A 26,616-nucleotide genomic window follows, 5' to 3' on the forward strand; every position below is an offset into this window, starting at 1 on the left:
CTGAGGACGGAGAGCGAGCTGTGCCCGAGACCATGCACACCCAGATCGACGAGCGCGCCTGGGTGCACCGGGCCGTGCGGGTGGTGGGGGCCGACGCGGTCCGCGGTGGCGACACGCCGCTGCGCGTCTTCCCGCTCCCGGTCACATGGGGCGTGCACCTCTACCTCAAGGACGAGTCGGTCCACCCGACCGGCTCGCTGAAGCACCGCACGGCGCGCTCGCTGATCCTCTTCCACCTGGCCAACGGCGACATCGGCCCGCGCACCACCCTGGTCGACGCCGGCGCCGGGGCCACCGTCGTCTCCCAGGCCTACTTCGCCCAGTTGCTGGGCCTGGACTTCGTCGCCGTCGTGGCCCGGGACACCCCGGCCACCGACCTGGACCTGATCCGCCGGCACGGCGGGCGCCTGCACCCGGTCGACGACGCCTCCGCCGCGCCCGGCACCGCGCAGGCCCTGGGCCACCGCGCGAACTGGACCTTCCTCGACCACCGCACCACGTCGTCCACCATGACCGACTGGCAGGCCGACGACGACCTGCCCGGCTCGATCTTCCGGCAGATGGCCCTGGAACCCCACCCCGAACCGGCGTGGATCGTCGTGGGCGCCCGCACCGGCAGCACCGTCGCCTCGGTCGGACGGCACTTCCGCCTGCGCCGCCACAGCACCCGCCTGGCCGTCGCCGCCCCGCAGGGCCCGGCCCTGGCCCGCGCCGACGAGCCGGTGAGTGGCACCCTGGTCGACGAGATCATCTCCGTGCCCGACGCCCAGTCCCTTGCTGCCACCCGGATCCTGTTCGAGCGCACCGGAATCCGCGCCGGATCGGCCACCGGCACCAACCTCACCGCCGCCCTGCGCCTGGTCGCGAGGATGCGCGCCGAACGGATCACCGGATCGGTCGTCACCATCGTCACCGACGACGGCCGCCGGGAGACGGGCACCGGCGAGAAGAACCCGTACGAAATGGATCTCGCCTCCGCCCGGGCCGATCTGGCCCCCCTCACCGGCGACGACCCGCTCTCCGCCCTCGCCACCGTGCGCGAGGACGTACGCGCCCCCACCCTCGCCCTCGACGACCTGGTGCTGCGCCCGGTCGAGGAACGCGGCCTGTCCCGCACCGACCGCCTGCGCATCGCCCTGCGGGTCGCCCAGGTCAACCAGCACACCGCCCTGACCTCCCGCTGGGCCACCGAACTGGGCTCCGACGCCGACCCGGTCGCCGACCCCGAACGCTGGAGCACCCTCGGCCCCCGCACCGCCGCGATCCTCGCCCACGCCGAGCAGATGGCCCTCGACCCCCGCGACCTGGGCCGCGACGACATGCGCAACCTCACCGACCTCGGGCTCGAAGCACCCCAGGTCGTGGCCGTGGCTCAGGTCGTCGCCTACGTCAGCTACCTGGTGCGGCTGCTGCAGGGACTGGAGGCCGTCGGCCACCGCCCCGCCCCCGCCGGGCCGCTGCCGCCGTTCACCGCCACCCTCACCCCCGACCAGCCGGAATTCCCGGTCTACCGTTGGGACCCCTGGGTACCGCCCGCCCGCGTGCCCGGCGTCGAACCCGGCGCCGATTCCCGCACCCCGGCCCAGTGGTCACCCTTCTACCTGACCCTGCTGCACGACCCGGCCGTCCTCGCCGAGCGCACCGCGCTGTACAACGCGATCATGACCGGCAGCCCGCACCAGGCCGGCACTCTCGACCGTGCCCACCGCGAACTGGCAGCCCTGGCCACCTCTCTGGTCACCGGCTGCGAGTACTGTGCCTCGGTGCACGGCCGCCGCCAGATCCAGCTCTCCGGCGACCAGGCCACCAGCGTGCGCCTGGCCCGGCAGGGCCCCTCCACCCTCACCGACCCGCTCCAGCAGGCCGTGATCGCGCTCGCCGCCCACACCGCGACCACCCCGCCCACCGTCGGGGCCGCGGACGTGCAGGCGCTGCGCGAGGCCGGTCTCGGTGACGACGCCGTGCGCGACGCCGTCGCCGTGGCCGCGATGTTCGCCTGGGCCAACCGGCTGATGATGACGCTGGGGGAGGCCATGCTGTGACGACCGTGCCGACCCGGGCGGGGGCGGTGCGCGGCCGCAGCGTCGACGGGATTCTCGAGTTCCTCGGAATCCCTTACGCCGCGCCGATCACACCGGAGCGCCGGTTCCTGGCCCCGCAGCCGCGGCAACCCTGGGGCGGCGTGCGGGAGGCCACGGCCCTGAGCGACGTCAGCCCCCAGATACCCACCTACGGGCCGGTCGGCACCCGGGCGGCCTCCGCCCTGCACACCGGGGAGGACTTCCTCACCGTCAACGTGCGCACACCCTCCACCGACGGCGCCGCGCCGGTGCTGTTCTGGATCCACGGCGGCGGCTACGCGGTCGGCTCGGCCAACGAAGGTGCGCTTCAGACAGGTGCTTTCGCGGCATCGGGCGTCGTCGAGGTGACGGCCAACCACCGGCTGGGCGCCCTGGGGTTCCTGCATCTGCCGGGAGCCCCGGACAACCGGGGCCTGCTCGACCTGGTTGCGGCCCTGGAATGGGTGCGCGACAACATCTCCGCGTTCGGCGGTGATCCCTCCCGTGTCACCCTGGCCGGTCGTTCCGCGGGCGGATTCGCGGTAGCCACCCTGATGGCCTTCCCACCCGCCCGGGGCCTGTTCTCCGCCGCCCTGCCCCAGTCGGGCGCCTCGGTCGCGGTGCTGCGCCCCGAACACGCCGCCCGCACGACCACCCGCTTCCTGAGGCGTCTGGGGACCGACCCGCGCACCGCGTCCGTCGATCGTCTCCTGCAGGCCCAGAAACTCGTCTGCGACGAGTCGTACACCCGCCACGACGCCGACCGCGACGGTGACGTGGCCATGCTGGGCGTGGCCTTCCAGCCCGTCGTCGACGGCGTCTCGCTGCCCACCCACCCCGAGCTGAGCCCCGATCTCGCGCCGGTGCCGACGATGATCGGCTGCACCACGGCCGAGTACCGCACGCACTCCACCGTTCACCCCGGCGACCTCACCCACACGGTCGCCGCCGCACTGCTGCACGAACGCGTCCGCCCGCTCGGCCTCACCGGCCCCGACCTCGTCGAGCGCTACCGCACCGCCCTGCCGCGGCACACCGGCCTGGGCATCTGGCGCGCGATCGGCGGGGACCTGGTCTTCCAGAACCCCGCCACCCGTTTCGCCGACCGGGTGCCCGCCCCGGTCTTCCGCTACCTGTACGGGCCGATGGAGGACGACGAACTCGGCGCTGCCCACGGGGCCGAGGTGGGGTCGGTGTGGTTCCGCGGCCCGGACCACCTGGCCGTCGTCCCCGAACGTCAGCGTCCCTCCGACCATGCGGCAGCCCGCGCCGTGCACGACATCTGGGTCTCGTTCGTGCGCGACCACGTGCCCAGCCACCGGGGCGTACCCTTCGTCACGCACGAACCCGGGTCGACTGCGACCCACCACATCATCGGCACCGAGGTCCGCCACACCGCGGACGCCTTCGCCGAGCGTGCCGCCTGGTGGGAGCCGGCCCACACCGGGTTCCTCGAGACCTTCGGCGCCGGAAGGCCTCCCGCCCCGGGTACCGGGCCCGGGTCAGCTCCCGACCGGTGAGACGATGCGGCGGGCGCACTCGATCAGGGCGGCCCGGTGCTTGCGCAGCACCCGGGTGCTGGTGACGTCGCCGACGATCATCTGAGAGATCTGCGGGGCCGCGGTGAACCAGCTCACCATGCCGATCAGGGCCAGGACGATGTTGCGGGCGTCGAGGTCCGTGCCGACCGTGCCGGCCTTCTGGGCGGTGCGCACCGCGGAGACCTTGTCGTCATAGTGCGCGGCGCGGCTCTCTCGCTGCAGGGCCTCTTCCGGTTCCAGGGCCAGGGCCTCCTGCTGGACCAGGCGGATCAGCTCGGGGTGGGAGAGCTGGTAGTCGAACAGCTCACCCACGTAGTCCGGCACCCGGTCCGGGTCGATCGCCACGGCCTCGGCCAGCCGGGTCAGGGTGCGCTGCAGCACGGCGGCGAAAAGGTCTTGCTTGTTGCCGAAATACGAGTAGATGGACGCCTTGTTGGCCGGGGCCCTCTCAGCGATGCGGTCGACCCGGGCGCCGGCGATGCCGTAGGTCGCGAACTCCTGGGTCGCGGCATCGAGGATCCGCTGCTTCGTCGCCGCACTGTCGTAGACCACGGTCGCAGCGTATCGCCACAATGAAAGTAACCAGATAGTTTTATTCGTGAGAGGGTGAACGCCTACCGAAGGAGTCCGACCATGACTATGCCTCTGGAGGGCCGCCTGGCCCTGGTGACCGGTGCCTCCGGTGGCATCGGCGGTGCGATCGCCCTCGGGCTCGCCCAGGCCGGTGCCGACGTCGTCCTCACTTATTCGGGTCACCGCGACGACGCCGAGAGCGGGGCTGCGAAGATCGCCGACCTCGGCCGGAAAGCCGTTGTCGTGCAGTCCGACCTGAGCGCTCCCGGTGCCGGGCGGGCGTTGATCACCCGGGTCGCCGAGGAGATCGGAACAGTGGACGTGCTGGTCGCCAACGCGGGGATCGGCGCGAAGACGTCGTGGGACGAGGTGGACGACGAGCTGTGGGACGAGACCTTCGCGGTCAATGTCACCTCGACCTGGCAGCTGACCCGCGGGGTGGTGCCGGCGATGATCGAGAAGGGCTTCGGCCGGGTTCTTTACGTGTCGTCGATCGCCGCGATCAGCGGTGGCATCATCGGGCCGCACTACTCCGCCAGCAAGGCCGCCCTGCACGGGCTCATGCACCACATGGCCGCCCGGGTGGCCGGTTCCGGCATCACGGTCAACACGATCGCGCCCGCGCTGATCGCCGGCACCCGGATCCTGCCGATGGCTGCCGGTGACCCGCCGCCGCTGCCGATCCCGGTCGGGCACCTGGGCCAGGTCGAGGACATCTCGTCCATGGCCCTGGCCATGCTCACCAACCCGTACCTCACCAACAAGGTCATCAGTGTCGATGGCGGGCTCTATCCGAACTGATCTGGAGAAACCTGATGACGGACGCTCTCACCCCCACCGAGCGCCTGCTGCACGGGGCCGACATGCCCCGCATCGGCGCGGGCACCTGGCCGCTGGACGACACCGACGCCGAACGGGTCGTCACCGATGCCCTTGCCGCGGGCTACCGCCTGATCGACACCGCGCAGGGCTACCGCAACGAACTCGGCGTCGGCCGGGGCCTGAAGGCATCCGGCCTGCGCCGCGAAGACATCTTCGTCACCAGCAAATTCGGCAAGCAGTCGCACGGTCGTGACCTGGCCGTGCGGGCCTGCGAGCGCAGCCTCGACACGCTCGGGCTGGACTATCTCGACCTGATGCTCATCCACTGGCCGAACCCGGGGCAGGACCGCTACGTCGAGGCGTGGGAAGGTCTGGTCCAGGTGCTGGAGTCGGGCCGGGTCAAGGCGATCGGCACGAGCAACTTCAAGCCGGCGCACCTGGAACGCATCATCCAGGCGACCGGAGTCGTTCCGGATGTCAACCAGATCGAGCTGAGCCCCGCGTCCGTTCGCCGCGAAGCCCGGGCGTTCCACGACGCGCACGGCATCGTCACCGAGTCCTGGTCGCCCATCGGTGGAAACGGCGCGAAGATGCTCGACCTGCCGGTCGTGCAGCAGGTCGCCGCACAGACCAGACGCACCGCGGCGCAGGTGGTGCTGCGCTGGCACGTGCAGCTGGGACTGGTCGTCGTGCCCAAGTCGTCGAACCCGGACCGGCTGCGCCAGAACCTGGACGTCTTCTCCTTCGAGCTGTCCGCCGATCAGATGGGGGCGCTGTCGGCCCTGGACCAGGGCGAGTCCGTGGTGGCGGACTCGGACCGGACCGGGCATTGAGGCCGGTGCAAGACCCCTCCCGGACAACCCATCTGGGTGCGCTGACGCTGACGGCCACCTGCGGGGTGGCGGTCAACACGATCTATCTGGCCCAGCGGTTGCCCGGGCCCTTGCCCCGGTCCAGGTAGGTCTGGGCCAGCAGCTGGGAATTCCCGGCCGCCGGGTTGCCCTCGTAATGGCCGCAGGACTGAGCACTCTGCGGGTGGGCGGTGTCGGACCGGGTCAACGGGCGGACAGCTGCAGGCGTCTGCTAAAAGCCGGTGGCGGTTCTCCGGCCCGTGGCGGCCGACCGGGAGATCGCGTCCAAGAGCCGGTGTCGCCGGACCGCGTGGGCGAAGTCCGGGGCGATGCCCGTGTGGTGGACGAGGTCGTCGCGGATGGCGGCATAGGCGTGGGCCAGGGTGTGGAGATGGGTTCCGGCCAGGCCGGGATGGGCGTCGTAGCTGCTGGGCGGCACCAGCTCGGTCGACCGGCCGCGCCCCTGGGCGCCGCGTACCGTGACCGGGCCGAGGTGCGGGAACTCGGCGCCGGTGACCTCGAGCCGGCCGTGCGTGCCGTCGATGACCATCGAGAAGCCCGCGCCCGAGACCGCGCCGCCGCGGTGGTGGGCCGACACGATCGCCCCGTCCACCGTCGTACCCGAGATCGCGATCTGGTCCTCGGCGGTCATCGGGACGAGCTGCCCGGTGGTGGCGAGCGGGACCTGGCGACGACGGGTCGCGGTGGTGGCGACGACGTCGCGCAGTTCACCGACGACCATCGACACCAGGTCGATCGCGGGTGCGAACGCGATGGTCAGCATCGTGGCCCCGAGGGTGCGGTCGAGGGTGTAGACGCCGCGGGGCGCGACCGGGGTGCCCCACTCGGTCGAGGAGGCCACGACGGTGGCGGAGAGCACCTCGCCCACATACCCCTCCGAGACCAGATCGGCCAGCCACCGGAAGGTGGGGGACGATCGTCCCTGAAGCCCGATGAAGGTCGGTGTCGCCCCGGCGGCACCGGCCAGCTCCTCGGCCTCGGGCAGGTCGACGGCCAGGGGCCACTCCGAGAGAACCGGAACGCCCGCCTTCAGCGCGGGCAGCACGAGTTTGCGGTGGTGGGGCACTTTGACGGCGACCACGACCAGGTCGACGTTCTCGTCGGCGGCGATCTGCTCGACCGAGGAGTACGCGGGGACGCCGTACACGGCTGCGGCGGCTCGGGCGGAGGACGGTGAGCTGGTCGCCAGGGCACGCAGTTCGATGCCCTCGACCGCGGTCAGGGCGGGCAGGTGGCCCGCAGCCGCCCAGCCTCCGTGGGCGCTCAGGCCGACGATGCCGACCCCGATCGGCCTGCGCGGACTGGACATGATGAATCCTCGTGCTCAGAGGGGGTGATGCGAGCTGACGGAACTATGGTGCCGTGCCGAGGAGGTACGATCCATAACGTGGAGTCCGGGATAGCTTACGAATCGTACAGGGTGACGTCTCCGCTGGGTCCCACCGACCCGATCGCCGGCGCCATCGGCCTGCTGCGTCCGCGGACGGTCATTGATCCGGGCCTGCACGCCGCCGGTGACTGGGCCCTGCGGTTCGACGCCTTCGCCCATGTGAAGATCGGCGGCGTCGTGTTCGGCGAGTGCTGGCTGGTCCTCGACGGGCACGATCCCGTGCTGCTGCGCGAGGGAGACATCTACCTGCTGGTCAATCCGCCCGCTTATCTGCTGGCCAGCCACCTCGACGCGAAAGTGACGACCGCGCAGTCGTTGTGGGAATCGGCCACAGACGGGGTGGCCCGCATCGGGCCCGAGGGCAAGGAAGACATCTATCTGTGCGGCGGGTACTTCTCGTTCGACGAACCCAACGCCCCGATCCTGGTCGACATCCTGCCGCACCTGGTGCACGTCCGGGCCGACCATCCGGGCAACCGCCTGCTGTCCTACCTGACCGAACTGCTGGGCGCCGAGGTGAAGAAGAACGCCGTCGGACAGTCTCTGGTGCTGGATCATCTCGTGCAGATCCTGTTCGTCCACGTGCTGCGCGCCCACGCCGAGCGGGCAGACCGGCCCACCGGCTGGCTGGGCGCACTCAGCGACAACGGTATTGGTGCGGCCCTGCGCGCGATGCACGCCGACGTGGCCCGCCGGTGGACGCTCCAGGAACTGGCCGGCATCAGCAGCATGTCCCGCTCGGCGTTCGCCTCCTCCTTCAAGAACCAGGTCGGGACCACGCCGCTGGAGTACCTGATCCAGTGGCGGATGAGCCTGGCCCGCGATGCCCTGCGCCGCGACTCGCACTCCATCTCCGAACTCGCCGCGGCCACCGGCTACGAATCCGAAAGTGCTTTCAGCACGGCCTTCCGGCGGGTGGTCGGGGCGTCGCCCAAGCAGTTCCGCGACGCTACCCACCGGGCCCGGGCCGATGTGGACGTTCCGGTCCGTGTCTGAGGCGCGGTGGCCGTCGGTTCAGGCCGGCGCGGGAAAGCGGCCCAGCCCGGTGGCCAGCGGCTCGGTGTCCCCCGCGAAGCAGATCCGCACCCAGCCCTCGCCCTGCGTGCCGAACGCGCTGCCGGGGGCCACCGCGACCCGCTCGGACAGCAGGAACTTCTCGGCCCAGGTGGAAACATCGCCCTCGGAGACGTGGGAGACGTCGATCCACAGGTAGAAGGCCCCGGCCGGTCGCTGGTAGCGCAGGCCCCGGGCCTCCAGCACCGAACAGGCGACCTCCAGATTGGCCCGGTAGTGCTCACGCGCCCGCGCGACGTCCTGCTGATCGCCGGTCACGGCCGCCAGGGCCGCGTACTGGGCGGGGGTGTTGACGCAGCTGACGATCGACTCCTGCACGGCCCGGAACCGTTCCGACAGGCCAGGCGGCGTGACCAGGTAACCCACCCGGGCCCCGGTCAGCGCATACGTCTTGGACAGCGAGTAGACGCCGAAGACCCGATCGCCCGCGTTCTCCAGCGATGACAGGCTGATGAAGGGCGTGTCGAACGTCAGGTACTCGTAGACCTCGTCACTGATCACCCAGAGGTCGTGCCGGACCGCCAGATCCAGCAGCATCTGCGCGGTGCGGCGGCTGAACACCACACCCAGCGGGTTGGACGGGCTGTTCACCAGCAGCACCCGGGTACGCGGCGTGATCAGTGACTCCAGCACGGCCAGGTCCGGCGCGAAACCCTGGGCGGCATCCAGCGGGTAGGGCACCGGCACCGCGCCGATGAGCCGCGAGGCCATGGTGAAGGTCGTGTACCCCGGATCGGGAACCAGGACCTCGTCGCCGGGGGAGAGGGTGAAGGTCAGCGCCGTGTGCAGGGCCTGGGCGCCCCCGGCGGTGACGTGCACCTGGTCGGCATCCACCCGGTAACCGTTGTCCCGTAGCAGCTTCGAGGCCAGGGCCGAGCGCAGCGCGCTGATCCCGCTGTTGGGTGTGTAGCGGGTCAGATCCTGCTGCCACGCCTGCGCGCCCGCCTCCAGGATCGGCCGGGCCACCGGCAACTCGGGCTCTCCGACGCTCAGCTGGACCACGTCGTCCATACCGGCCGCGAGCTCGAAGATACGGCGGATGCCGGAGGCGGGCACGGTCTGCACGACCGGGGAGATCTGGGGCATGGGGCTCATTCTCTCCCGTCGCCGAGCCTTCGGCTGTCAGCTCTTGCGCAGCTCCTGGGCCAGCATCACGATGATGCCGCTGGGGCCACGTAGATACGTGAGCTTGTAGACGTCTTCATAGGTGGCCACCCCGCGCAGCGGATGACAGCCGTGCCGGGCAGCCGTCTCCAGGGCCTGGTCGATGTCGTCGACGGAGAAGGCGACCCGATGCATGCCGATCTCCTGAGGACGCGTGGGTTCCGACTCGATCGCCTCCGGGTGGATGTACTCGAACAGTTCCAGACGACCGTGCCCGTCCGGTGTCTGGAGCATGGCGATCCGGGCGTGGTTGCCGTCCAGACCGACCGCTGTGTCGGCCCATTCGCCGCTGACCGTGTCCCGGCCGAGCACGGTGAGACCGAGATCGGTGAAAAAGGCGATGGCCGCCTCGAGGTCACGAACGGCGATACCGACATTCTCCAGCTTGATGGCCATGCGCGGCAGCCTATCGAGCACAGGGGGTCGACACCTCGGGTGAACTGCGAGGATGAGGTGGTGGCCGAGGAACTGGACGGCGCCGACCTCCTCAGCGCCGAGGCCCATGCTGGCGTAGGCCCCGGAGATCGACCACAGCAGAACGATGCCCGTCCGGGAGACGGTGGCGGCGGCTTCCTAGGGGCGGGCGGCTTCCTGGGCAGCTCGGAGCCGGAACCGGCCGGGGGTCAGTTCTCCCTCGGCGCGGGCCTTCTCGAGAACGGACGTCCACCAGAGCAGATCCTCGAGCGTGATGGTGAGGCTCGCGGTGGTCAGGGGGTCGACCGGCTGCCCCTGCTCGTCGAACGCGTCGTTGGCGAAGGGGATGATCGTGGCGTTACGCAGGGGAACGGCCTCGGCCTCCACGAACATCTGGGCCAGGTGCTCGACGGAGCGGATGCCCCCGCCGATGCCGGCGCTGTAACCGAGCGCGGCGACGGGCTTGTTCCGGAACCCGAACGACAGCCAGACGCTGTCGATGGCGTTCTTCAGCACGGCCGGGATGCTGTGGTTGTACTCCGGCGTGACCACGAGGAACGCGTCGGCCCCCTTCACCTTCTGGTTCCAGGCCCGCACGAGGGGCTCGGAGTAGGTCGGGTCGGCCGGATCGCCGACGGTTCCGAAGTGCTCGGCGAAGAACGGCAGCGGCCAGTCGCACAGGTCGCAGCGCTCCATGACCTCACTCCCGTGCAGGCCCGGCTCCTGTCCCTGCTGCTGGACGGGCCCAGGGGCATGGCGGATCTGACCCAGGCCCTGCGGGTGGAGAAGGCCGCGCTCACCGGCCTGATGGACCGGGTCGAGCGTCGTGACCTCGCCCGCCGCACGGCCGTGCCCGGCAACCGTCGCTCGCTCCAGGTCACGCTGACCGACCTCGGTCGCGGCACCGCGCTGGCTTTCCATATTGAGGTCACCGACGAAATGTCTGGTCTCACCGCATTTCTCGATGCAGACGAGGAAGGCCGGTTCCTGTCCACCCTGACCGGGATCCTCGAACGGAACCGGACAGCGCCCGATCGCCCGTCGTCCAGCGACTGCTGAGGGTGCGGCTCCTCAGGACCGGGATGCGTCCATCTCGTCCATGAGCGCGAGCAGTGCCAGGGCCGGGGCCGGAAGGTGGTCGGAGCGGTAGGCGAGGGCCAGGTCGACCGTCGGGGTGGGGCCGGTGAAGCGCCGCAGCCGCACGCCGGGCATGGGCAGGGCCCGCGCCCGGCCGGCGGGGAGAACAGCTATCACGCCACCGCCGGCGACCGCGCGCAGCAGCTGCTCGTCGTCGGGTTCGTACCGGGCGTGGTGGAAACCGCCGTCGGGCCAGACCTGCTGGACGGTGCGGTCGTACATGCCGGGACCGTTCTCGCGCGGCCACATGACCACCGGCTCGTCGACGAGGTGCCGGCGGGGAACCTTTCTCGGGAACCGGGTCAGGAGGGGATGCCCGTCCGGCAGGGCGAGCAGGAGATCCTCCGGGGCCATCAAGCGGCAGACGATGCCGGCCTCTTCGATCGGTGGGCGCACGAAGGCCAGGTCGAGTCGGCCCTCCATCAGCCCGGCAATGTTCAGTGCGGTCCAGCCGGTCTCGGCGACGACCTCGACGCGCGGAAACCGGGCCCGGTAACCGGCCACCAGGGCATCGACGGTGCCGCCCCGGGCGGAGCGGGTGTAGGCCAGCCGGATCTTTCCGCTCTGGCCCTGCACCGCCGCCCGGATGCGGGTGTCCGCGGCGTCGACGCGGGAGATCAGGTCCCGCGCCTCAGCCTGCACCAGCTCGCCGAACCCGGTGAGCACACAGCCGGTGGGCCGGCGCAGGATCAGCTCGGCCCCGACTTCCTTCTCCAGCAGCTGGATCTGCTGGGTCAGGGCGGGCTGGGCGATGTGCAGGCGGGCAGCGGCCCGGGTGAAGCTGAGTTCCTCGGCCAGCACCACGAAGTACCGCAGCCGCCGCAGCTCCAGGACCATCGCATAAGTATTGCTTATTACCGCATCGGAAGCCGGTATTGGACGGTCCGGGGTTCCGTCCGGTGAGCTGGGGGCGTCCATCGACGAAACGTCCCGGGGGGAAACAATGTCTGATGTCACGGTCGTAGGGGCCGGAGTGATCGGCTTGTCCTGCGCAGTGCGCCTGCTGGAGGCCGGCCTGGCAGTCACGGTGCGGTGCGCCGATGCCACCGAGGACACGGTGTCGGCCACCGCGGCGGCGGTCTGGTACCCCAGTGGCTTCCCGGCCGGCGATGCCCGGTCCCTGATCTGGGCTCGCGCCGGGTTCGACCAACTGGCCCGGGACGCGGTCCACGGCGCACCGGGTGTCACGATGCGCCGCACCCGCATGCTGCTGCGACGACCGGCCCCCGCGCCCTGGTGGGTGCCGGCCGTGCCCGACTTCCGGCTCGTCGAGCACACCGGACAGCAGCCGGGCGTCGCCCAGGAATGGCAGTTCACCGTGCCGACCGTGGAGATGCGGCCCTACCTGCGCTGGCTGGTTCAGCGCGTGAGCAGCGGCGGCGGTGTGCTGGAGCGCCGTCCGGTAAACACCCTCGACGACCTGGACACGCCGGTCGTGGTCAACGCCTCCGGCCTGGGCGCCCGGACCCTGGCCGCCGACGACGCCGTCCACCCGATCCGCGGTCAGATCGTGCTGGTGTCCAACCCCGGGATCGAGACCTCGGTCCGCGACGAGAACCACCCGGCCGGGCCCGCTTACGTCCACCCGCGGAGCACCGACATCGTTCTCGGCGGCACCGTCGAACCTCACCGCTACGACACGACACCCGACCCGGGGGTGACCGCGGCGATCCTGGAACGCTGCCGCGCCCTGGTTCCCGAACTGGCCCACGCCCGGGTCCTGGGTCAGGCTGCCGGCCTGCGCCCGGGCCGCGCCGGAGGGATACGCCTCGAGGTGGCCCCCGGTACCCGCCCCGGAACCCACGTGGTGCACAACTACGGGCACGGCGGTGCCGGGGTCACCCTGGCCTGGGGCTGCGCCGACGAGACTGCGCGCATCGTCGAAAGCCTCTGAGCCGTGAGCCACCGGCCCGCCCCGGACGGGGAGTCCCTGCTCTCCCTGCGCACCACCGTGATCCTCATCGTCGGCGTGTTCGGGGGCGTCCTCGTCGGCGTCCTCACGATCGCCGCGGGAAGTGCCCCGGCTGCCGCCGTTCTGGCGGCTCTTCCCGCGGCCGGCGGAACCGTCCTGGGCCTTCACCGGCTCGTCGAGAAGTCGCACCCACCGGGCTGAGATCGGGGGAGGGCGTTCATGGTCAATGGTGGACGCGGTCCCGCGCGGCTCTCGCGGTGGTCGTCCCTCCAAGGCCCCGACACCGTCAGCGATCCCGCAGCACCACCTCCATGCGCTGGGTGATCTCGTCCAGCACCGCGGAACTCGTGGCGAAATCCGCAACTGCGCCAACGATCGCTGCACTCGCCTGTACGTCGACACCTCGCGCGCCGGCAACCGGCGGTGGTGCGGGATGGCAGAGTGCGGTAATGCCGTCAGGGCGTAAGCTCGGGGCCGCTCGCCGAGCGGGGCAGGCCCATGCTCCGGTACAGCAGCGTGTCCATCACCCGGGTGGGCAGAAGGCGCGACGTGACGACCATCGCGCGGGCCCCGACGAGGTAGCGGGTGCGGGGCCGGGCGGTCGTCAGAGCCCGTTCGACCACGGCAGCAACCCTTTCCGGATCGCCGGCCGAGGTCTCGACCGTGCGGTTGAGCTGGAGCAGGGCGTCCATCGCCGCGCCGTACCGCTGCTGCGCCAGCTCGTCCGCCGTCGTGCGGTCGGCGGTGGCCGCCGCCTCCGTGCCGGCCCGGTTATGAGACCGGAAGGTGCCGGGCTCGATCACGACGACCGGGATGCCCCACGGCCGCAGTTCCTGGCGCAACGCGTCCCCGATCGCCTCCACCGCGAATTTCGAGGCACTGTAGGCCCCGTGCAGGGGAACGGTGACCCGGCCGGCCACCGAACTCATGATGACGATGCGTCCTTTCCCGGCGCGGATCGACGGCAGGAAGGCCTGCGTCGTGGCGAGAAGCCCCACCACGTTGACGTCGAGCTGATGACGGAGCCGCTCCAGCGGAAGGTGTTCCATCGGGCCGACGTACGTGATCCCGGCGTTGTTCACCAGGCCCTGGAGGGGCCCGATCTCCTTCGCTGCGGCCGCCAGCTGGTCGGTGTCGGTGACATCCAGGAGCAGAGGACGAATACGGGCGTGGGTGGGTGCGTCCTGGAGTCTGCGCATCCCGGCGACCACGTCGTGGCCGTGCCCGGCCAGCCGGAGGGCGCTCACCCGGCCGATGCCGCTGGAAGTTCCTGTCACGAGGTACGTCACTGCCGTGGCTCCTTGTCCGAGAAGGAACCACGATGGAGTCGCCCGGTGCGTGAGCGCGATCAAGTGAGAAGGCCCGGCGCGAGGCTGGCGCACTTGTTCCGTAAGCTCGCCGGATGCGGGTGGACGCGCAGGAGAATCGCGACCGGATCCTGGTGGCGGCCCGGGAGGTCTTCGCCGAGGCCGGTGAACAGGCCGCGATCACCCGGATCGCCCGCCGGGCCCAGGTTTCCGTCGCGACGCTGTACCGGCGTTTTCCCACCCGCGACGACCTGGTCGCGGGTGCGCGCACCCTGATGTGGGACGAATCCGTGAAGACCCACCAGGAGCTTCTGCGTTCTGCTGATCCGGCCCAGGCGCTGCACGACATGATGCTCCGGCTCGGCGCGTGCCAGCTGGACGACCGCGGCTACGCCCAGGCCTACGTCGAGGCGGTGGTGTCGGGCCGGGGGCTCGACCGTGAGCGGCAGGCGACCGAGAAGGTCATGGCCGTCCTGCTGGCCCGGGCCCAGGCGATGGGTGGGCTGCGCGCCGACCTCACCGTCGCCGACTACCGGTTGCTGATCGCCGCCCATCAGGGGGTGGTCGTGGCCGAGAGCCTGGACCCGGCCCGCGCCTCCCGCCGCTTCCTCACGACGATGCTGCGCTCGTATCAGGCTCCGGCGCGTTGACGACGGCCATGACGGTCGAGACGAGTCGCTCGGTGTCGACGGCGGGATCCATCGGCCGGCCGAACTGAGCCCAGAGGTACGCCGGGGCGATCACGATCTCGACCAGGCGCAGAGCATCAATGCAGGTGATGTCCGCTGCGGTGAGCATCGTTTGGAACTGTGCGAGGCGCGGGGCGATGAACAGGCCGACGTCGGCCAGCCCGTCCGGACCGTTCGCGGTCGCGAGCATCGCCCGCAGTAACGCCAGGTTGCCTGGTTGACGTAGGTCTTCCAGGAGCGTGCGGACGTAGGTGTCGAGGTCAGCCCGGAAGATGCCGGTGGCCGGAACCGGGGAGGAGAGGGTGACGTCTTCGACCGCCAGGTCGAGCAGCAGCGCTTCGACGGTCCGCCACCGGCGGTACAGGGTGGTGGCGTGCACGCCTGATCGTTCTGCGACGGCCGGAATGGTGAGTTCGGCGCCGGGCTCGGCCAGCAGCGCGCGGACGGCGTCATGGACCGTCTGCCGGGTCTGGGCAGTACGTCCCCCCGGACGCGTGGTTCCGCTGATCTGGGCCATGGCTTCAGGCTATCGCAGTCGAACTTGCATTAGGAGAACGCATGGCGCACTGTTAACGCAGTTATCGCTGCAATAGGAAGGTTGGCCATGTCTCGTGTCCTCATCGTCGGCGCCGGTATCGCCGGAGACTGCCTCGCCGTGTTCCTGGGACGGGCCGGGTGGGACGTCACTGTCGTCGAGATCGCCCCCGGCCTGCGGACCGGTGGTCAGACGGTCGACCTTCGGGGCGGATCCCGTGAGGTCCTGGCCGAACTGGGCCTTCTCGACGAGGTACTCACGGCGCTCGTGCCGCAGCGGGGCATCGCCTGGATCGACGACCGCGAACGTCGACTGGCCGCGATGCCGGTCGAGGCCTTCGATGGACGGGGGTTCGTCTCGAGCGAGGAACTGCTGCGCACCGATCTGGCCCGGATCCTGCACGACGCCGCCGCCCCGCTCGTGCAGTACCGCTTCGCCGACACCGTGGAGAGGCTGACCTCCACCGCCGACGGTGTCCGAGTCCACTTCCGGTCCGGCGATGCCGAGGAGTTCGACCTCGTCGTCGGTGCCGACGGCGCCCATTCGCGGACCCGGGGGCTGACCTTCGGCCCCGAGAAGAATTTCCGCCGCCCACTGGGACTGGCCCACGCCTGGTTCTCCCTCACCGAGAAACAGGACACGCCGACCCTGGACGGGTGGTACCTGGTGCACAACGTGCCCGGCTGCCGGTCCGTGGAGGCCCGGCCCGGGCACCGGGGCGAGCAGGAGATCGGCTTCACGTTCGCCGCCACCGATCTACCGGCCCGCGCCGGACGGGACGCCGCCATCGAGCTCCTGGAGCGGGAGTTCGCCGATGTGGGCTGGCGCACGGCGGAATTCCTCGCCGCCGCCCGCGCCGCTCCCGACTTCGCCATCGACACCTACGACCAGGTGCACCTGGAACGGTGGTCGGCCGGGCGGGTGGTCCTGCTCGGCGACAGCGCCTGGTGCGCCAGTCCGCTCAGCGGCCTCGGTACCGCCCTGGCCCTGCACGGGGCCGCCGAACTGGCCCAGGCCCTCGCGAGCGCCGGGGTTCGTCGCCACCCCGACGCCCTCGGGAACGCGCTCGCCGCTTACGAGAGCGCTCTGCGCCCGCGCGTGACCGCAGCCCAGAAACTCCTGCCCGGCCGGGTCCGGATGGTCGCACCGCGCACGGCTCTCGGCATCCGCGGGACCGCGCTACTCATGCGGGCCGGGCAGGCTCGATTGCTGAAGCCGGTGCTCGAACGGCTCGCCGAGGGCCGTGGGCATGACTGACGACTGAGGGCGGCCCTGGAGAAGGTCGCGGAGGTCACCTCAGTGCCCGAGGGAGAACTCGCTCTGCTCTCCGGCGGGGACCGGCCGGGTCGGTGGCGCGTCCAGTTGGGGCTGGGACGTGACGAGCTGCCAGCGCATGGCGTGACGGTCGTGCCGGACCGTTCCCTCCCGCGTCAGCTGGTGCAGCGAGCGGCTGACCTGGTCGCCGACGACCAGCACCTGCCACGTGGACCGGACGTCGGCCGGGATGTGGTCCCACAGCCGCTCACGGATCTCGCGCAGGGTCAGGCCGCCGCGGCCGGTGGCGAGGCAGGCCAGGACCCAGGTGTCGGTGGCGGCGCTGAGCTGTCGGCTGTCCATTCCGGACATCACATCACACCCGCCGCCCCCGACGGGGACACCCGTCCTATCCGACCGGCGCGTACACGACGGTGAGCCCCTTGGCGGTCTTGGTGTTCCAGTCCTTCGTGCGGCCCGCCTGACGTCCGTGGGCCTCCAGGTACCCGCGGAACGCCTGGATGTCCCACTTCTTGCCGCGCTTCTCGAAGTGGAACACGTCGCGCCCGATGATGAGCTCGCCGGGCTTCTCGACCTCTTCGCAGGATTCCTCGCTGATCTGCCCGGCGCTGTTCATGGAGAGGCAGTCGGCGTTCCCGCCCTCGGAGTCCCGCGTGGTGACGATCTGATAATTGCTGTCCTTCGCGGGGCCGACCGGGTTCAGGCCCATCCAGACCTCGCCGCCGGACAGGAGGCTGTACTTCTTGTCGCTCTTCTTACGGGCGAAGTCGACGATGAACGTCTTGTGGTGCACGGTCAGGATGCGCCGGGCGCCGCTCTTGGTGTTCGGGGCCAGGATCATGATCGAGCGGTCGGTGCGGAGCGTGGTCTTCGCCGCCGAGGTCGCCACTGGCGCCGTGAACGGCGCGGGCTGGGCCGCCGCGCCGTTCGCCATCCACAGGCCGGCGGCCATGATCGGCGTGCCGACCAGGGCCGTGACGGTCACGGTGCGGCGGGTGACGGGGGCAAAAGACATGACGTCTCCTTGTCGAGATCTACCGGCTATCCCTTCGCAGTGATCACGACGGGGGACCGACACTACCGCCGTTATCGTCCAAAATATTGTTTTTTGGTGTGAGTAGGGTCGTTCGCCCGCATACCGGTATGCTCCGCATCGGCCGGTCCGATTCCTCTCCGAGGATCCGCGGCGAAGGAGGGTGGGTCCATGCTCCTCCCCAAAGACATGTGGAGGTTGTCGAATATCCCGGCGCCCCCACCCTCCTCACGGCCGCAGTGGCAATCGCCGGGTCCAGTCCGGTGAACACGACCGAGTGCGGCCGGATGCCGAACCAGGTCGGTGTGTCCAGGAAGGTCATGGCGGCCGGGGTGGCCGCGAACCCGAGGCCCGGCCGGAACTTTCAGCGGTGCCTCTCTGAACCAGAAGATCGCGGTGCGCACGGATCCCGGGAGCAGACCTGGGTACGAGAAGGGCGAACGACTGCCCTGCCCCGATTGTGCGGCAGGGCAGTGTCTTACCGCGTGGATCCGCACGTCGGGCTGGTCGTTCCCCCGGACGCCATCCGGGATTCCGGGCCCTTCCGGTGAGCTGCCCGATGAGGCGACCACGTCGTCCTTCATCGGGCAGCTCACCGGTCTCGGTTCAGACGGCCACGTCGTCCTGGGGGAAGAGCGCGTCGAAGATCCGCTCGCGGTCGAAGGCCAGGGCGAAATCCCGCGAGCGCTGCGCCATCGCCTCGCGGTCGGAGGGGGCCAGGTCGAGCACGGCCTGGTCCATCGCCTCGGTCAGGGCGTTCACGTTGCCGGCCTCGACCACGATCGCGGTGTCGCCGATCGCCTCACCGGTGCCACCCGTGATCGTGGTGATCACCGGGCCGCCGCCGGAGAGCATCTTCTCCACCAGGGCGATGCCGAAGGTCTCGACGAAGTCGGGCTCGGGCTTGGTCGGCAGGGTGTAGGCGGCGCAGCCGTTCATCAGCAGCGGCTTCTCGTCGTCGTCGACGTCGGTGAGGAAGACGACCTGCTCGTCTTCCAGCGCCATGGCCTGGATGTGCTCCAGCGCAGGCCCGTTGCCCGCGATCACCAGCTTCACCTGGTCCCGGCAGCGGGACTGGGCGAAGGCGGTGACCAGGTCGTAGACGCCCTTGGCCCGGGCGACCCGGGACAGGAAGAGGATGTAGCCGTCACGCTCCAGGCCCCGCCGGGCCAGGGCGGCGTCGACCGCGGCCGGATCCGGGTCCAGGTACGCGGAGGTGTCGATCGGGGGATACCCGATGATCACGCGCTCGCGGCACTGGTCGGCGAAGGAGGTGCCCGCGATGTGGTCGACCTCCTCGGCGCAGGCGACGATCTCGTCGCGGGTGTACTCGGAGACCGCGATCAGCTCGTCATTGGCCAGGAACGTGGTGAACAGCGCGATGGCGGCGCCGAAATGCTCTTCCCGCAGGGCATTCCTGATCACGTTGGTGACGTCCGAGCCGACCGCCTTGGCCATCGTCCGCACCTGGGGGCGCAGCCCGGCGGCCCGGGCCGCCGTGACCGCGTTGACCACCACGTCGGTGTGGGGCGACAGGTACATCGACAGGCAGACGGTCGGCACCGGCTCGCTGAGCAGCTCGATCAGCCGGCCGGTCAGGCCGGCCATGTAGCGGCCGTCGGGCACCCGGTAGTCCCCGACCGGGTCCGGCCGCTCGACCGTGATCCCCGGGCTGTAGGGCAGCAGCCCGTCCACCGGCTTGAGCGGCAGCCCGGCGGCCTCGAGGACCTCCATCGGCCAGGTGAGCAGGCGCACGTCGTTGAAGCCGCGGGTCAGGGCGACCTCGGCCAGGTTGCGTGCCTCGCCGGAATGGCCGCAGATCACCGGGTCGGCCCGGACGGCGATGACGAGACGGCGGCGCGGAAGACTCATCGAGACCTATCTTTTCGAAAGCTAGTCGGAGAGTGACGGGGGTCGTACGTTCTGTCCCCAGGAGGTGGGTTCCGGGCCGAGCCGGAGGTGGAGCCGTCCGCCACGATGCAGGACATGAGCCGGGACATGGGGCCCGCTCAGGGGTTTCCCGTCCAGCGTGGCGGACTGAACGTACTGTACGGGCGGCTCCTCGTCGAGACCGTCGCTGGAGATGGGGGTCTCGACGTGCCCGCTGGTCTCGACGGTGAGTTCTCCCTGGCTGAACTGCATGACGCTGCGGGAGAAGGCGGGCGGGTGGATGAGGAACAGGTTCTGGCCCGCGACCGGGAACAGCCCGAGCGAGGCCCAGACGTACCAGGAGCTCAGGCCGCCGGAGTCGTCGTTGCCCGGCAGGCCCCCCGGTCCGGTGCCGAACTGCCAGGTCAGAGCCGAATGGACGACCTCCGCGGTGCGGTCGGGACGGCCCGCCCAGTGATAGGCCCAGGGCACTTCCATGTCGGGTTCGTTGTTCAGGCCCTCGAACCGGTTCAGGGCGTAGCCGGCGGCCATCTCCTCGGGGGAGGGGGCCAGGCCGGGCTGGCGCACCGGCGCGGCCCCCCGGCCGAAGAAGGAGTCGAGCATGGCGATGAACGCGGCGTCACCCCCGGCCAGGCCGATCCGGGCGGCCATGTCGTGCATGAGCCGGAAGGAGTAGTTCCACTTGCCGCCCTCGTAGAAGGTCGAGTCGTGGAGCAGACCGGAGTCCTTCTCGAACGCGTTGACCCAGTTCCCGCTGCGCTCGGCCAGACTCCGGCCCAGGTCGTCGTCGGCCAGCGCCCGGGCGATCCGGGCGGTGCAGTGGTGCGCGAAGGCCAGGTCCAGGGTGTGCGTGATCGGGTGCACCATGCCCTTGTCGAGGAAGTCCTCGCCGTACTGCCGCCGTAGGTCGTCGTCCATGTGCACCAGCGCCCAGGCCCAGTCCAGGTCGCCGATGCCGAGGGCGTGGATGTCGGCCAGCGCGGTGTGGACCAGGGCGGACCCCTGCCGGAAGAACCGGTCGGCCCCGCGCGCCATCCGGTACCCGATGGGGAAGTTGCCCTCCTCCTCACAGACCCGGATCAGCGACTCCATCAGATCCACCGCCCGGTCCGGTGCGATCGCCTCCAGCAGCGGCAACTGGGTCTTGTAGATGTCCCACATCGTGCAGATGTCGTAGGCGAACGGCCCGCCGTAGGGCCAGAACGGGCTCTCGTCGTCGGCGATGCAGGGCTTGATCAGCGAGTGGTAGAGCGCGGTGCTGAACACCGTGCGCCGGGCCGGGGTGCCGCCCTCGACCTGGATCCGGCCCAGGTGGTCGGCCCAGCGCTCGGAGGTCGCGATGTGGACCCGGTCGAAGGCCGGCCGGCCCAGGTCGCACTCGCGCTCCAGGTTGGCCCGGGCCTGCTCCTGGCCGCGCAGGGAGAAGCCGATGCGCACCTCGACGCTCTGCCCGGCGGTGGCCGGGCCGAGGAAGACCAGGCCGAAGGCCCGCAGGGTGGTGTGCCGGATGCTGTCCAGGTCCAGGCGGGTGCCGCCGTCGACCAGACGCCGGTCGTGCCAGAGCATCTGCCGCCAGCCGGGACTGTCCACCTCCAGGTAGAACGACAGCGGCACGCCCTCGACGACCACGGTGCCCTGGGCCTGGCCGCGGCCGGTGATCTCCACCTGGGCCCGCAGCGGCACGGTGCGGCTGCGGTCGATGGCCAGGCCGCCACAGGTCAGGTCGACCACGACGCGCGCGCTGCGGCTCTCGGGGAAGGTGTACCGGTGCACGGCGACCTTCTCGCCGACGGTGATCTCGCAACGGATGCCGGTGTCGAGACTGGCCGCGTAGTAGCCCGGGTGGGCCTCCTCCTGCGTCAGTGCCCAGGACTGGCCCAGGTCGTCCAGCGGCTGGATCATCGGGGTGACGCGCACGTAGTTGTAGTACTTGCGGATCATGCCGGTGCCGCTCTGCTGGAAGTGCGTGAAGCCGCTGGCCTCCAGCCGGTCGAAGATCTGCTCCGGCACACCCTGGGTGTTCTTCCCGTACCGTCCGTACCCGGTCGGGTAGGCCCCGGAGTAGGCACAGGCCGACACCATGCCCAGCGGCGAGGTGGCCCCCGGATGCGTGTTGCCCACCTGGGGCTTGGGCCACCACCAGGTCGCCGCCAGGCCGCGCGGGGCCGGCAGGTCGGTGGACTCCGTCCCGATGAAGGGATCGACATCCTCGAGCGAGGGGTGCCGGACACTGGTCTGCGCCTGCGTCGAGATCGCCATGGCGCGAATATGTCACCTCGCGCCGCCGAGCGGCGGGTCTGGCGCCCGGTGCGGTGCGAATCACGGGCGGTCGCCGCCGCTGCGTGTCCGGCCCGGCCGGGCCCGGTCTCCCGCTCCCGACGACGGGCCCGGCTGACCCGTACCGGTCAGAGGCCGTCGGCCTCCCGGCGCAGGATCCTGACCAGCGGATCGTTCTGGTCCAGGACGATCGCGTAGCCGTCGGTATTGCTCGTGTTCGCCTGCCAGATGAGGTATCCCGAGGCGCCCGCGGCCAGGGCGGCGTCCATCTTGGCCTGCATCAGACCGGCCCTGCGCACCCGATCCGTGTCGTTCTGCGCCTGGATCCCGGCCTCCCCGACCACCAGGGGCTTCCCGAGTTGCCGGGCCAGGGCGAAGGAACAGGCGATCTTCGCCGTGAGAGCGGCGCAGTCGGGGGAATCCGGGGCCGGCAGCTCGCCGTTCACGCTGCCGGGCATGGCCTCCTCGTCGGAGCCGTACCGGGCCCAGTCGTGCACCTCGGCGAAATCCAGGACCGACTGCGCATAGATGGTGGTGAAGTCCCGGCCGCTGGTCCCGGGTGCCCCGTTGCTCTGCGTGCCCAGTGTCACCAGGTGGTTCGGGTCATTGGTCTTGATCAGGGTTCCGATGTCGAGGGCGAAGTCGGCCAGGGCGGTGCGGTCGCCCTCGTTACGGGTGGATGTCTCGGCCTCGTTCACCATCATCCAGGCCATGATCGTCGGTTCGTCCCGGTAGTGACGGGTGATGGCGGCGGCGTAGTCACGGTAGGACAGGGCAGCATCGCCGTAGGGGGACTTGTACCCCTGGGTGTACCAGGTGTCGTTCTGCCAGAGCGTTTTCGACTCGCCGGAGGTGCCGGTGGTGCAGTCTCCCGGACCGTCCTCCAGGACCGGGATCACTCGTAGCCCTTCGGCGCGAGCGGCGTCGATGACGCGATCGACGCCGGAGAAGTCCTGCCCTGAGTCGGTGTAGGTCTGGTAGGCCCAGAACCTCACGACGCTGGCGCCGGCGCGGTCGTGCAGGTAGGCCAGGGCCTTGCGGAGCTCACCGTCGCTGAGGCGGGTCTGCGGTGAGCAGGAGTACAGATCGGTGGCGGCGGCGTCGTAGAGGTTGGCGCCCACGAACCGGAAAGGTTTGCCGTCCAGGGTGAACTGCGTACCCGAACGAGTGACGAACTCGTCCGCCGAGCCGGTTCCGCACCCGGTCAGGCCGGCCAGCAGCGTCAGGATCGCCATCGTGATCACACAGAGCCGCCTCATGAGCGGACCAGCGGATCGAGGATCGGGGCCATCCGGTCGACCACGTGGTCCCAGGTGTAGTGGGCCCCCACGTGCTGACGGCCGGTGGCCCCCAGCAGCCTGGCCTGCAGGGGGTTCGACAGGAGCCCCAGCAGCGAGTCGGCGACGGCCACGGGGTCGCCGGCGGGGACCAGCCGACCCGCGTGCCCGTCCCTGATCATGTCCGGGACACCACAGCTGGCGGTGGTGACGACGGGCAGGCTGTGTGCCATGGCTTCCAGCAGGACGAGAGGGAACGGATCGAAGAACGAGGGAAGGCAGAAGACGTTCGCCGATCGGTACAACCGGGCGATCGTCGCCCGGTCGTGGATGCGGCCGAGAATGTCCACCCCCGGTTCGGGGGCGATGCCGGGATCGGTGCCGACCAGTTGCAGACGGGCCGACGGCATCCGCTCCCGGACCCGGCGGAATGCCTCCAGCAGCGTCGGCCCGCCCTTGCGGGCGAAGTCGTTGCCGATGAACAGCACGGTCGGTGTCCCGGTGGCCGGCGCCGGCAGCAGGGGGCGCACCGGAGGGAGCGACCGGAGGTTGACGCCGGCGCCCACCACGCTGACTCGCGCCGGGTGGACGCCGTAGTCGTGCAGCAGCGAGTCCCGGGTACGCCAGGAGAAGGCGAAGATGTGGACGGCACTGCGGTAGGCCTGCGTCTCCCGTTGGTACCAGCGATCAAGGCTCTTGCCCCGCAAGGGATTCCAGGCCGGCCACTGGGCGGCGGACTGGGCGTGGGTGCAGTCGATGTACAGCACGCCGGGGGCGCCGGTCACCTCGAACAGGGCGTGCACCTGGAACACGGGACGTCCGTCGGCAGCCAGTTCGGCGAGCTGGCGGGTCGCGTTGGCGGTGCGCAGCCGGTACCCGTGGTGACTCTTGTAGAACTGCTCGACCCATCGGGTCCGGGAGGGCCGGAAGCTGGCCGCGGCGACGGCAAGGCGTTGCGGCGGTGTCAGTTCCGGATCGAGCCGGCCCCGGACAGGGTAGCGCCGGGCGAGAGCGTCGAACAGATGGGGGACGAGGGCGTCGGCCCGGGCGGCCAGGACCAGGCCGGGTGCGGGGGCGGAGGAGAACCGGTCGGTGTTCGGGCTGGCGGTCTCAGTCATGATTCCTCACCAGCCGTCGGTAGACCTCGTCGACGCCGGCGGCGGCCTGTTCGACGCTGTAGCGCTTGAGGAGTTCCGGAGGGACCGGACGGCGGCGCACGCTCCCGGTCAGGGCCGCGTCCAGGGCTCTGGACAGTGAACCCCGCGCCGGGAAAGCCGCGGCCGGGAGATCGGAAAGATCTTCCAGAGCTGGGCATTCGGCGAACACCACGGGCAGGCCATTGCCGAGAGCCTCGATCACGGCCATCCCGAAGGTCTCGTCCCGGGACGCACTCACCATGACATCCATCGCGCTCAGCAGACGTGGTACATCGGCCCGGGCGCCGGCCCAGTACACGCTGTCGGTGACGCTGAGCCCTTCGGCCAGCCGTTGCAGCCCGGCCTGCTCATCACCGGTCCCGGCGATCAGCAGGGCGTGCCCGCCCGCTCGAAGGCGAGGTGCCGCGGCGCGGATCACCTCATCCATCCGTTTCACCGGATCGAGCCGCCCGACCGCACCGATCACGATCGCGGAGCCCGGGATGGAGAACTCCTCACGGACGGCCTGCCGGTCGGTCTCGGAGTAGGCGAGGGCGGCGAAATCGATGCCGTTGTCCACGACGGTGACCCGCTGCGGTGCGACCTGCCAGTCGGCCAGACGCTGGGCCGTCCGCGTGGAGACGGCGATCGTGTGGTGAGTGAGCCGTTCCAGGATCCGGTACAGACGCCGTAGGGAGCCCGAGCGGGGACGTCCTTCCACGGTGTCGTCCATCAGCGAGTGCTCGGTGGAGACGATGACGGGCACCCGGGCCAGCCGGGCGGCGGGGATGCCCCACAGCTGGGCGGCCAGCAGATGGACGTGCACCACGTCCGGGCGGTAGCGCCGCAACTGCCGGGCCAGACGCAGCCAGGCCAGGGGCCTGCGCCACCCGTGCATGCCCAGCACCTGCACCGAATGGCCTCCCGCGCGGATGCTCTCGGCGACCGGACCACCGCGGTAGAGCGCGATCACGGCAGCCTGGCTCGTGGTGCGCGACAGCAGCAGCTCGAGCTGCCGTTCGGCACCGCCGGTGGTGAGCGTGGTGATGATGTGGACCACGCGCAGACGATCGGTCATGCGTGCACCTGCCTGTCTGTCTGCAGCACGTCCCGATAGATCCGGGCCAGACCCTCGGCGCTGCTCTCCCAGGTCGGCAGGACGACGTCCACCGGTTCGTGCCGTCGCCGGCCACGGTTCTCGACCTCGGCGAGGGCACGTTCCAGCGACTGAGCGATGTGCTCGGAGCTCGCGGTGGCGGGAATTCCGGTGACCAGACCGTCCTCGACCAGATCGCCGATCCCCGCGATGTCGAAACCGACGACCGGCAGGCCCAGGGTCACGGCCTCCATCACCGCGACCGGGTGCGCCTCGTAGCTGGACATCGCGGCCATCACGCCGGCCTGGGCCAGTTCCTGCGCCATCGCACCGCGCTGACCGGGCGGCAGCGAGCGCCATTGGACCGCGTCCGCGACCCCCAGGTCGCGGGCCAGCGCCCGCAGGTGTGCCTCGTAGGGGCCGGACCCCAGGACGACCAGGTGCGCGTCCGGGCGGAACCGGCGGATCAGCGGTAGCGCCTCGATCACCCGGTGGTGCCCCTTGTAGCGCTCGAGTCGTCCGCTGGAGATGATCCGGCCCGGTACCGGCCGCAGGTCGGCCGGGAACGGTGGCAGGGCACCGCCGTTGGGCAGGACGGTGAACTTCGAGGTGTCGATGCCGGTGGCGGCGGCGAAGTGGGAGCACTCGAACCGGCTGACCGCGATCAGCCGGGACGCCCGGCGCAGCAGTGGTGTCAGGACCTTCCACTGCCGGCTCCGTCCCGCCGACCGCAGCTCCGAGGAGTGACCACCGCTGTGGAACGACAGGACGTAGGGCACCTGGGCGAGGTTCGCGGCGAGCATGCCCACCGGTGGTACCAGCGTGTGGACGCCCTGGAAGTGGACCAGGTCCCAGCCTCCGGTGGCGATCACCCGGGCCAGCCCGGGGCTGAAGTAGTAGTCCCGTTCACGCGGCCAGGAACGGCGCCGGATGATCTCGTAGCCGTCCATCGGCTGTTGCCGGGGCAGCCGGCCACTGCGGTCGGTGGCCAGCACGGTCAGATCGATGTCGCCGCGGGCCGCCAGGCGGCGCGCGACCTCGGCCACATGCGTCTCGGTGCCGCCCAGCTCGGGGAAGAAGCGTTGGACGACCTGAAGGACGCGGGGACGGTCAGGAGTGTCGGAAGAATTGTCAGTGGGCAT

The 26,616-nt window shown here is 70.5% G+C and carries 28 protein-coding genes; 11 read left to right on the plus strand and 17 right to left on the minus strand.

Annotated features, from left to right (window positions below; genetic code table 11):
* Window positions 1-20 precede the first annotated feature (20 nt).
* Both LR393_RS20985 and LR393_RS20990 read left to right on the plus strand, forming a co-directional pair.
* Window positions 21-2,042 (plus strand): peroxidase-related enzyme, encoded by a 2,022-nt coding sequence (locus tag LR393_RS20985; RefSeq protein WP_231485801.1) that lies wholly within the window; start codon window positions 21-23, stop codon window positions 2,040-2,042.
* Window positions 2,039-3,580, plus strand: coding sequence for a carboxylesterase/lipase family protein (locus tag LR393_RS20990; protein WP_231485802.1), 1,542 nt, complete (start codon window positions 2,039-2,041; stop codon window positions 3,578-3,580). Before LR393_RS20985 ends, LR393_RS20990 begins: the two co-directional genes overlap by 4 nt.
* Here the strand turns inward: LR393_RS20990 and LR393_RS20995 are convergent.
* The gene (locus LR393_RS20995) at window positions 3,563-4,153 is read right to left on the minus strand and encodes a TetR family transcriptional regulator (RefSeq protein ID WP_231485804.1); all 591 of its coding nucleotides are present in this window, start codon (window positions 4,151-4,153) and stop codon (window positions 3,563-3,565) included. The two genes, LR393_RS20990 and LR393_RS20995, sit on opposite strands and share 18 nt — an antisense overlap.
* A gap of 81 nt (window positions 4,154-4,234) precedes the next feature.
* Between LR393_RS20995 and LR393_RS21000 the strand changes: the two genes are divergently transcribed.
* On the plus strand, window positions 4,235-4,975 hold the full coding sequence (locus LR393_RS21000) for an SDR family NAD(P)-dependent oxidoreductase (RefSeq protein ID WP_231485808.1): 741 nt from the start codon (window positions 4,235-4,237) through the stop codon (window positions 4,973-4,975).
* A gap of 14 nt (window positions 4,976-4,989) precedes the next feature.
* On the plus strand, window positions 4,990-5,829 hold the full coding sequence (locus tag LR393_RS21005; RefSeq protein ID WP_231485810.1) for an aldo/keto reductase: 840 nt from the start codon (window positions 4,990-4,992) through the stop codon (window positions 5,827-5,829).
* A gap of 82 nt (window positions 5,830-5,911) precedes the next feature.
* Here the strand turns inward: LR393_RS21005 and LR393_RS21010 are convergent, their stop codons facing one another.
* Complete coding sequence (locus LR393_RS21010) at window positions 5,912-6,055, minus strand: hypothetical protein (protein ID WP_231485812.1); 144 nt, start codon at window positions 6,053-6,055, stop codon at window positions 5,912-5,914.
* Window positions 6,056-6,079: 24 nt separating this feature from the next.
* Window positions 6,080-7,177 carry a Gfo/Idh/MocA family protein gene (locus LR393_RS21015; RefSeq protein WP_231485814.1) on the minus strand — a complete coding sequence of 366 codons (1,098 nt, stop codon included), beginning with the start codon at window positions 7,175-7,177 and terminating at the stop codon, window positions 6,080-6,082.
* 111 nt (window positions 7,178-7,288) lie between these two features.
* Here LR393_RS21015 and LR393_RS21020 point away from each other — a divergent pair, with 111 nt between their 5' ends.
* Complete coding sequence (locus LR393_RS21020; RefSeq protein WP_231485815.1) at window positions 7,289-8,254, plus strand: AraC family transcriptional regulator; 966 nt, start codon at window positions 7,289-7,291, stop codon at window positions 8,252-8,254.
* Window positions 8,255-8,272: 18 nt separating this feature from the next.
* On the opposite strand, the gene LR393_RS21025 is transcribed toward LR393_RS21020, so the two are convergent.
* The 3 genes from LR393_RS21025 to LR393_RS21035 all read right to left on the minus strand — a co-directional run bounded on the left by LR393_RS21025 (window position 8,273) and on the right by LR393_RS21035 (window position 10,606).
* Window positions 8,273-9,418, minus strand: a complete 1,146-nt coding sequence (locus tag LR393_RS21025) for a pyridoxal phosphate-dependent aminotransferase (protein ID WP_231485816.1) — start codon at window positions 9,416-9,418, stop codon at window positions 8,273-8,275.
* A 36-nt stretch (window positions 9,419-9,454) separates the two neighbouring features.
* Window positions 9,455-9,892, minus strand: a complete 438-nt coding sequence (locus LR393_RS21030; RefSeq protein ID WP_231485817.1) for a VOC family protein — start codon at window positions 9,890-9,892, stop codon at window positions 9,455-9,457.
* 177 nt (window positions 9,893-10,069) lie between these two features.
* A complete protein-coding gene (locus LR393_RS21035; RefSeq protein ID WP_231485818.1) occupies window positions 10,070-10,606 on the minus strand; it encodes an NADPH-dependent FMN reductase in 537 nt (178 codons plus the stop codon).
* A gap of 12 nt (window positions 10,607-10,618) precedes the next feature.
* Between LR393_RS21035 and LR393_RS21040 the strand changes: the two genes are divergently transcribed.
* A complete protein-coding gene (locus LR393_RS21040) occupies window positions 10,619-10,969 on the plus strand; it encodes a MarR family winged helix-turn-helix transcriptional regulator (protein WP_231485822.1) in 351 nt (116 codons plus the stop codon).
* 12 nt (window positions 10,970-10,981) lie between these two features.
* On the opposite strand, the gene LR393_RS21045 is transcribed toward LR393_RS21040, so the two are convergent.
* A complete protein-coding gene (locus tag LR393_RS21045; RefSeq protein ID WP_231485824.1) occupies window positions 10,982-11,884 on the minus strand; it encodes a LysR family transcriptional regulator in 903 nt (300 codons plus the stop codon).
* A gap of 106 nt (window positions 11,885-11,990) precedes the next feature.
* Here LR393_RS21045 and LR393_RS21050 point away from each other — a divergent pair, with 106 nt between their 5' ends.
* The 3 genes from LR393_RS21050 to LR393_RS37110 are packed head-to-tail and all read left to right on the plus strand — an operon-like array spanning window position 11,991 to window position 13,425.
* Window positions 11,991-12,941: an FAD-dependent oxidoreductase gene (locus tag LR393_RS21050; protein ID WP_231485825.1), complete on the plus strand. Its 951-nt coding sequence runs from the start codon at window positions 11,991-11,993 to the stop codon at window positions 12,939-12,941.
* A gap of 3 nt (window positions 12,942-12,944) precedes the next feature.
* Entirely contained in the window at window positions 12,945-13,160 is a 216-nt protein-coding gene (locus LR393_RS21055) for a hypothetical protein (protein WP_231485828.1), read from the plus strand.
* Between the two features lie 25 nt (window positions 13,161-13,185).
* A complete protein-coding gene (locus LR393_RS37110) occupies window positions 13,186-13,425 on the plus strand; it encodes a CGNR zinc finger domain-containing protein (RefSeq protein ID WP_345718596.1) in 240 nt (79 codons plus the stop codon).
* Here the strand turns inward: LR393_RS37110 and LR393_RS21060 are convergent.
* Window positions 13,415-14,248: an SDR family oxidoreductase gene (locus LR393_RS21060; protein WP_231485829.1), complete on the minus strand. Its 834-nt coding sequence runs from the start codon at window positions 14,246-14,248 to the stop codon at window positions 13,415-13,417. The genes LR393_RS37110 and LR393_RS21060 overlap by 11 nt on opposite strands.
* 113 nt (window positions 14,249-14,361) lie before the next feature.
* Between LR393_RS21060 and LR393_RS21065 the strand changes: the two genes are divergently transcribed.
* Window positions 14,362-14,916, plus strand: a complete 555-nt coding sequence (locus LR393_RS21065; protein WP_231485831.1) for a TetR/AcrR family transcriptional regulator — start codon at window positions 14,362-14,364, stop codon at window positions 14,914-14,916.
* Here LR393_RS21065 and LR393_RS21070 read toward each other — a convergent pair.
* Complete coding sequence (locus tag LR393_RS21070; RefSeq protein ID WP_231485833.1) at window positions 14,876-15,472, minus strand: TetR/AcrR family transcriptional regulator; 597 nt, start codon at window positions 15,470-15,472, stop codon at window positions 14,876-14,878. The two genes, LR393_RS21065 and LR393_RS21070, sit on opposite strands and share 41 nt — an antisense overlap.
* 87 nt (window positions 15,473-15,559) lie before the next feature.
* Here LR393_RS21070 and LR393_RS21075 point away from each other — a divergent pair, with 87 nt between their 5' ends.
* The gene (locus LR393_RS21075) at window positions 15,560-16,747 is read left to right on the plus strand and encodes an FAD-dependent monooxygenase (RefSeq protein ID WP_231485835.1); all 1,188 of its coding nucleotides are present in this window, start codon (window positions 15,560-15,562) and stop codon (window positions 16,745-16,747) included.
* Between the two features lie 39 nt (window positions 16,748-16,786).
* On the opposite strand, the gene LR393_RS21080 is transcribed toward LR393_RS21075, so the two are convergent.
* The 8 genes from LR393_RS21080 to LR393_RS21115 all read right to left on the minus strand — a co-directional run bounded on the left by LR393_RS21080 (window position 16,787) and on the right by LR393_RS21115 (window position 26,616).
* The gene (locus LR393_RS21080; protein ID WP_231485837.1) at window positions 16,787-17,107 is read right to left on the minus strand and encodes a hypothetical protein; all 321 of its coding nucleotides are present in this window, start codon (window positions 17,105-17,107) and stop codon (window positions 16,787-16,789) included.
* Window positions 17,108-17,153: 46 nt separating this feature from the next.
* The gene (locus tag LR393_RS21085) at window positions 17,154-17,780 is read right to left on the minus strand and encodes a hypothetical protein (protein ID WP_231485838.1); all 627 of its coding nucleotides are present in this window, start codon (window positions 17,778-17,780) and stop codon (window positions 17,154-17,156) included.
* A gap of 624 nt (window positions 17,781-18,404) precedes the next feature.
* Window positions 18,405-19,670 carry a glycosyltransferase gene (locus tag LR393_RS21090; RefSeq protein WP_231485840.1) on the minus strand — a complete coding sequence of 422 codons (1,266 nt, stop codon included), beginning with the start codon at window positions 19,668-19,670 and terminating at the stop codon, window positions 18,405-18,407.
* Window positions 19,671-19,691: 21 nt separating this feature from the next.
* Complete coding sequence (locus LR393_RS21095) at window positions 19,692-21,947, minus strand: glycoside hydrolase domain-containing protein (RefSeq protein WP_231485842.1); 2,256 nt, start codon at window positions 21,945-21,947, stop codon at window positions 19,692-19,694.
* A 146-nt stretch (window positions 21,948-22,093) separates the two neighbouring features.
* Entirely contained in the window at window positions 22,094-23,224 is a 1,131-nt protein-coding gene (locus LR393_RS21100) for a cellulase family glycosylhydrolase (protein WP_231485843.1), read from the minus strand.
* On the minus strand, window positions 23,221-24,360 hold the full coding sequence (locus LR393_RS21105; RefSeq protein WP_231485845.1) for a glycosyltransferase family 4 protein: 1,140 nt from the start codon (window positions 24,358-24,360) through the stop codon (window positions 23,221-23,223). The genes LR393_RS21100 and LR393_RS21105 overlap by 4 nt, the downstream gene beginning before the upstream one ends.
* On the minus strand, window positions 24,353-25,456 hold the full coding sequence (locus tag LR393_RS21110) for a glycosyltransferase (RefSeq protein WP_231485846.1): 1,104 nt from the start codon (window positions 25,454-25,456) through the stop codon (window positions 24,353-24,355). The genes LR393_RS21105 and LR393_RS21110 overlap by 8 nt, the downstream gene beginning before the upstream one ends.
* Window positions 25,453-26,616 carry a glycosyltransferase family 4 protein gene (locus tag LR393_RS21115; RefSeq protein ID WP_231485847.1) on the minus strand — a complete coding sequence of 388 codons (1,164 nt, stop codon included), beginning with the start codon at window positions 26,614-26,616 and terminating at the stop codon, window positions 25,453-25,455. Before LR393_RS21115 ends, LR393_RS21110 begins: the two co-directional genes overlap by 4 nt.

It is taken from the genome of Kineosporia mesophila (genome assembly GCF_021129235.1).
GTDB lineage: Bacteria > Actinomycetota > Actinomycetes > Actinomycetales > Kineosporiaceae > Kineosporia > Kineosporia mesophila.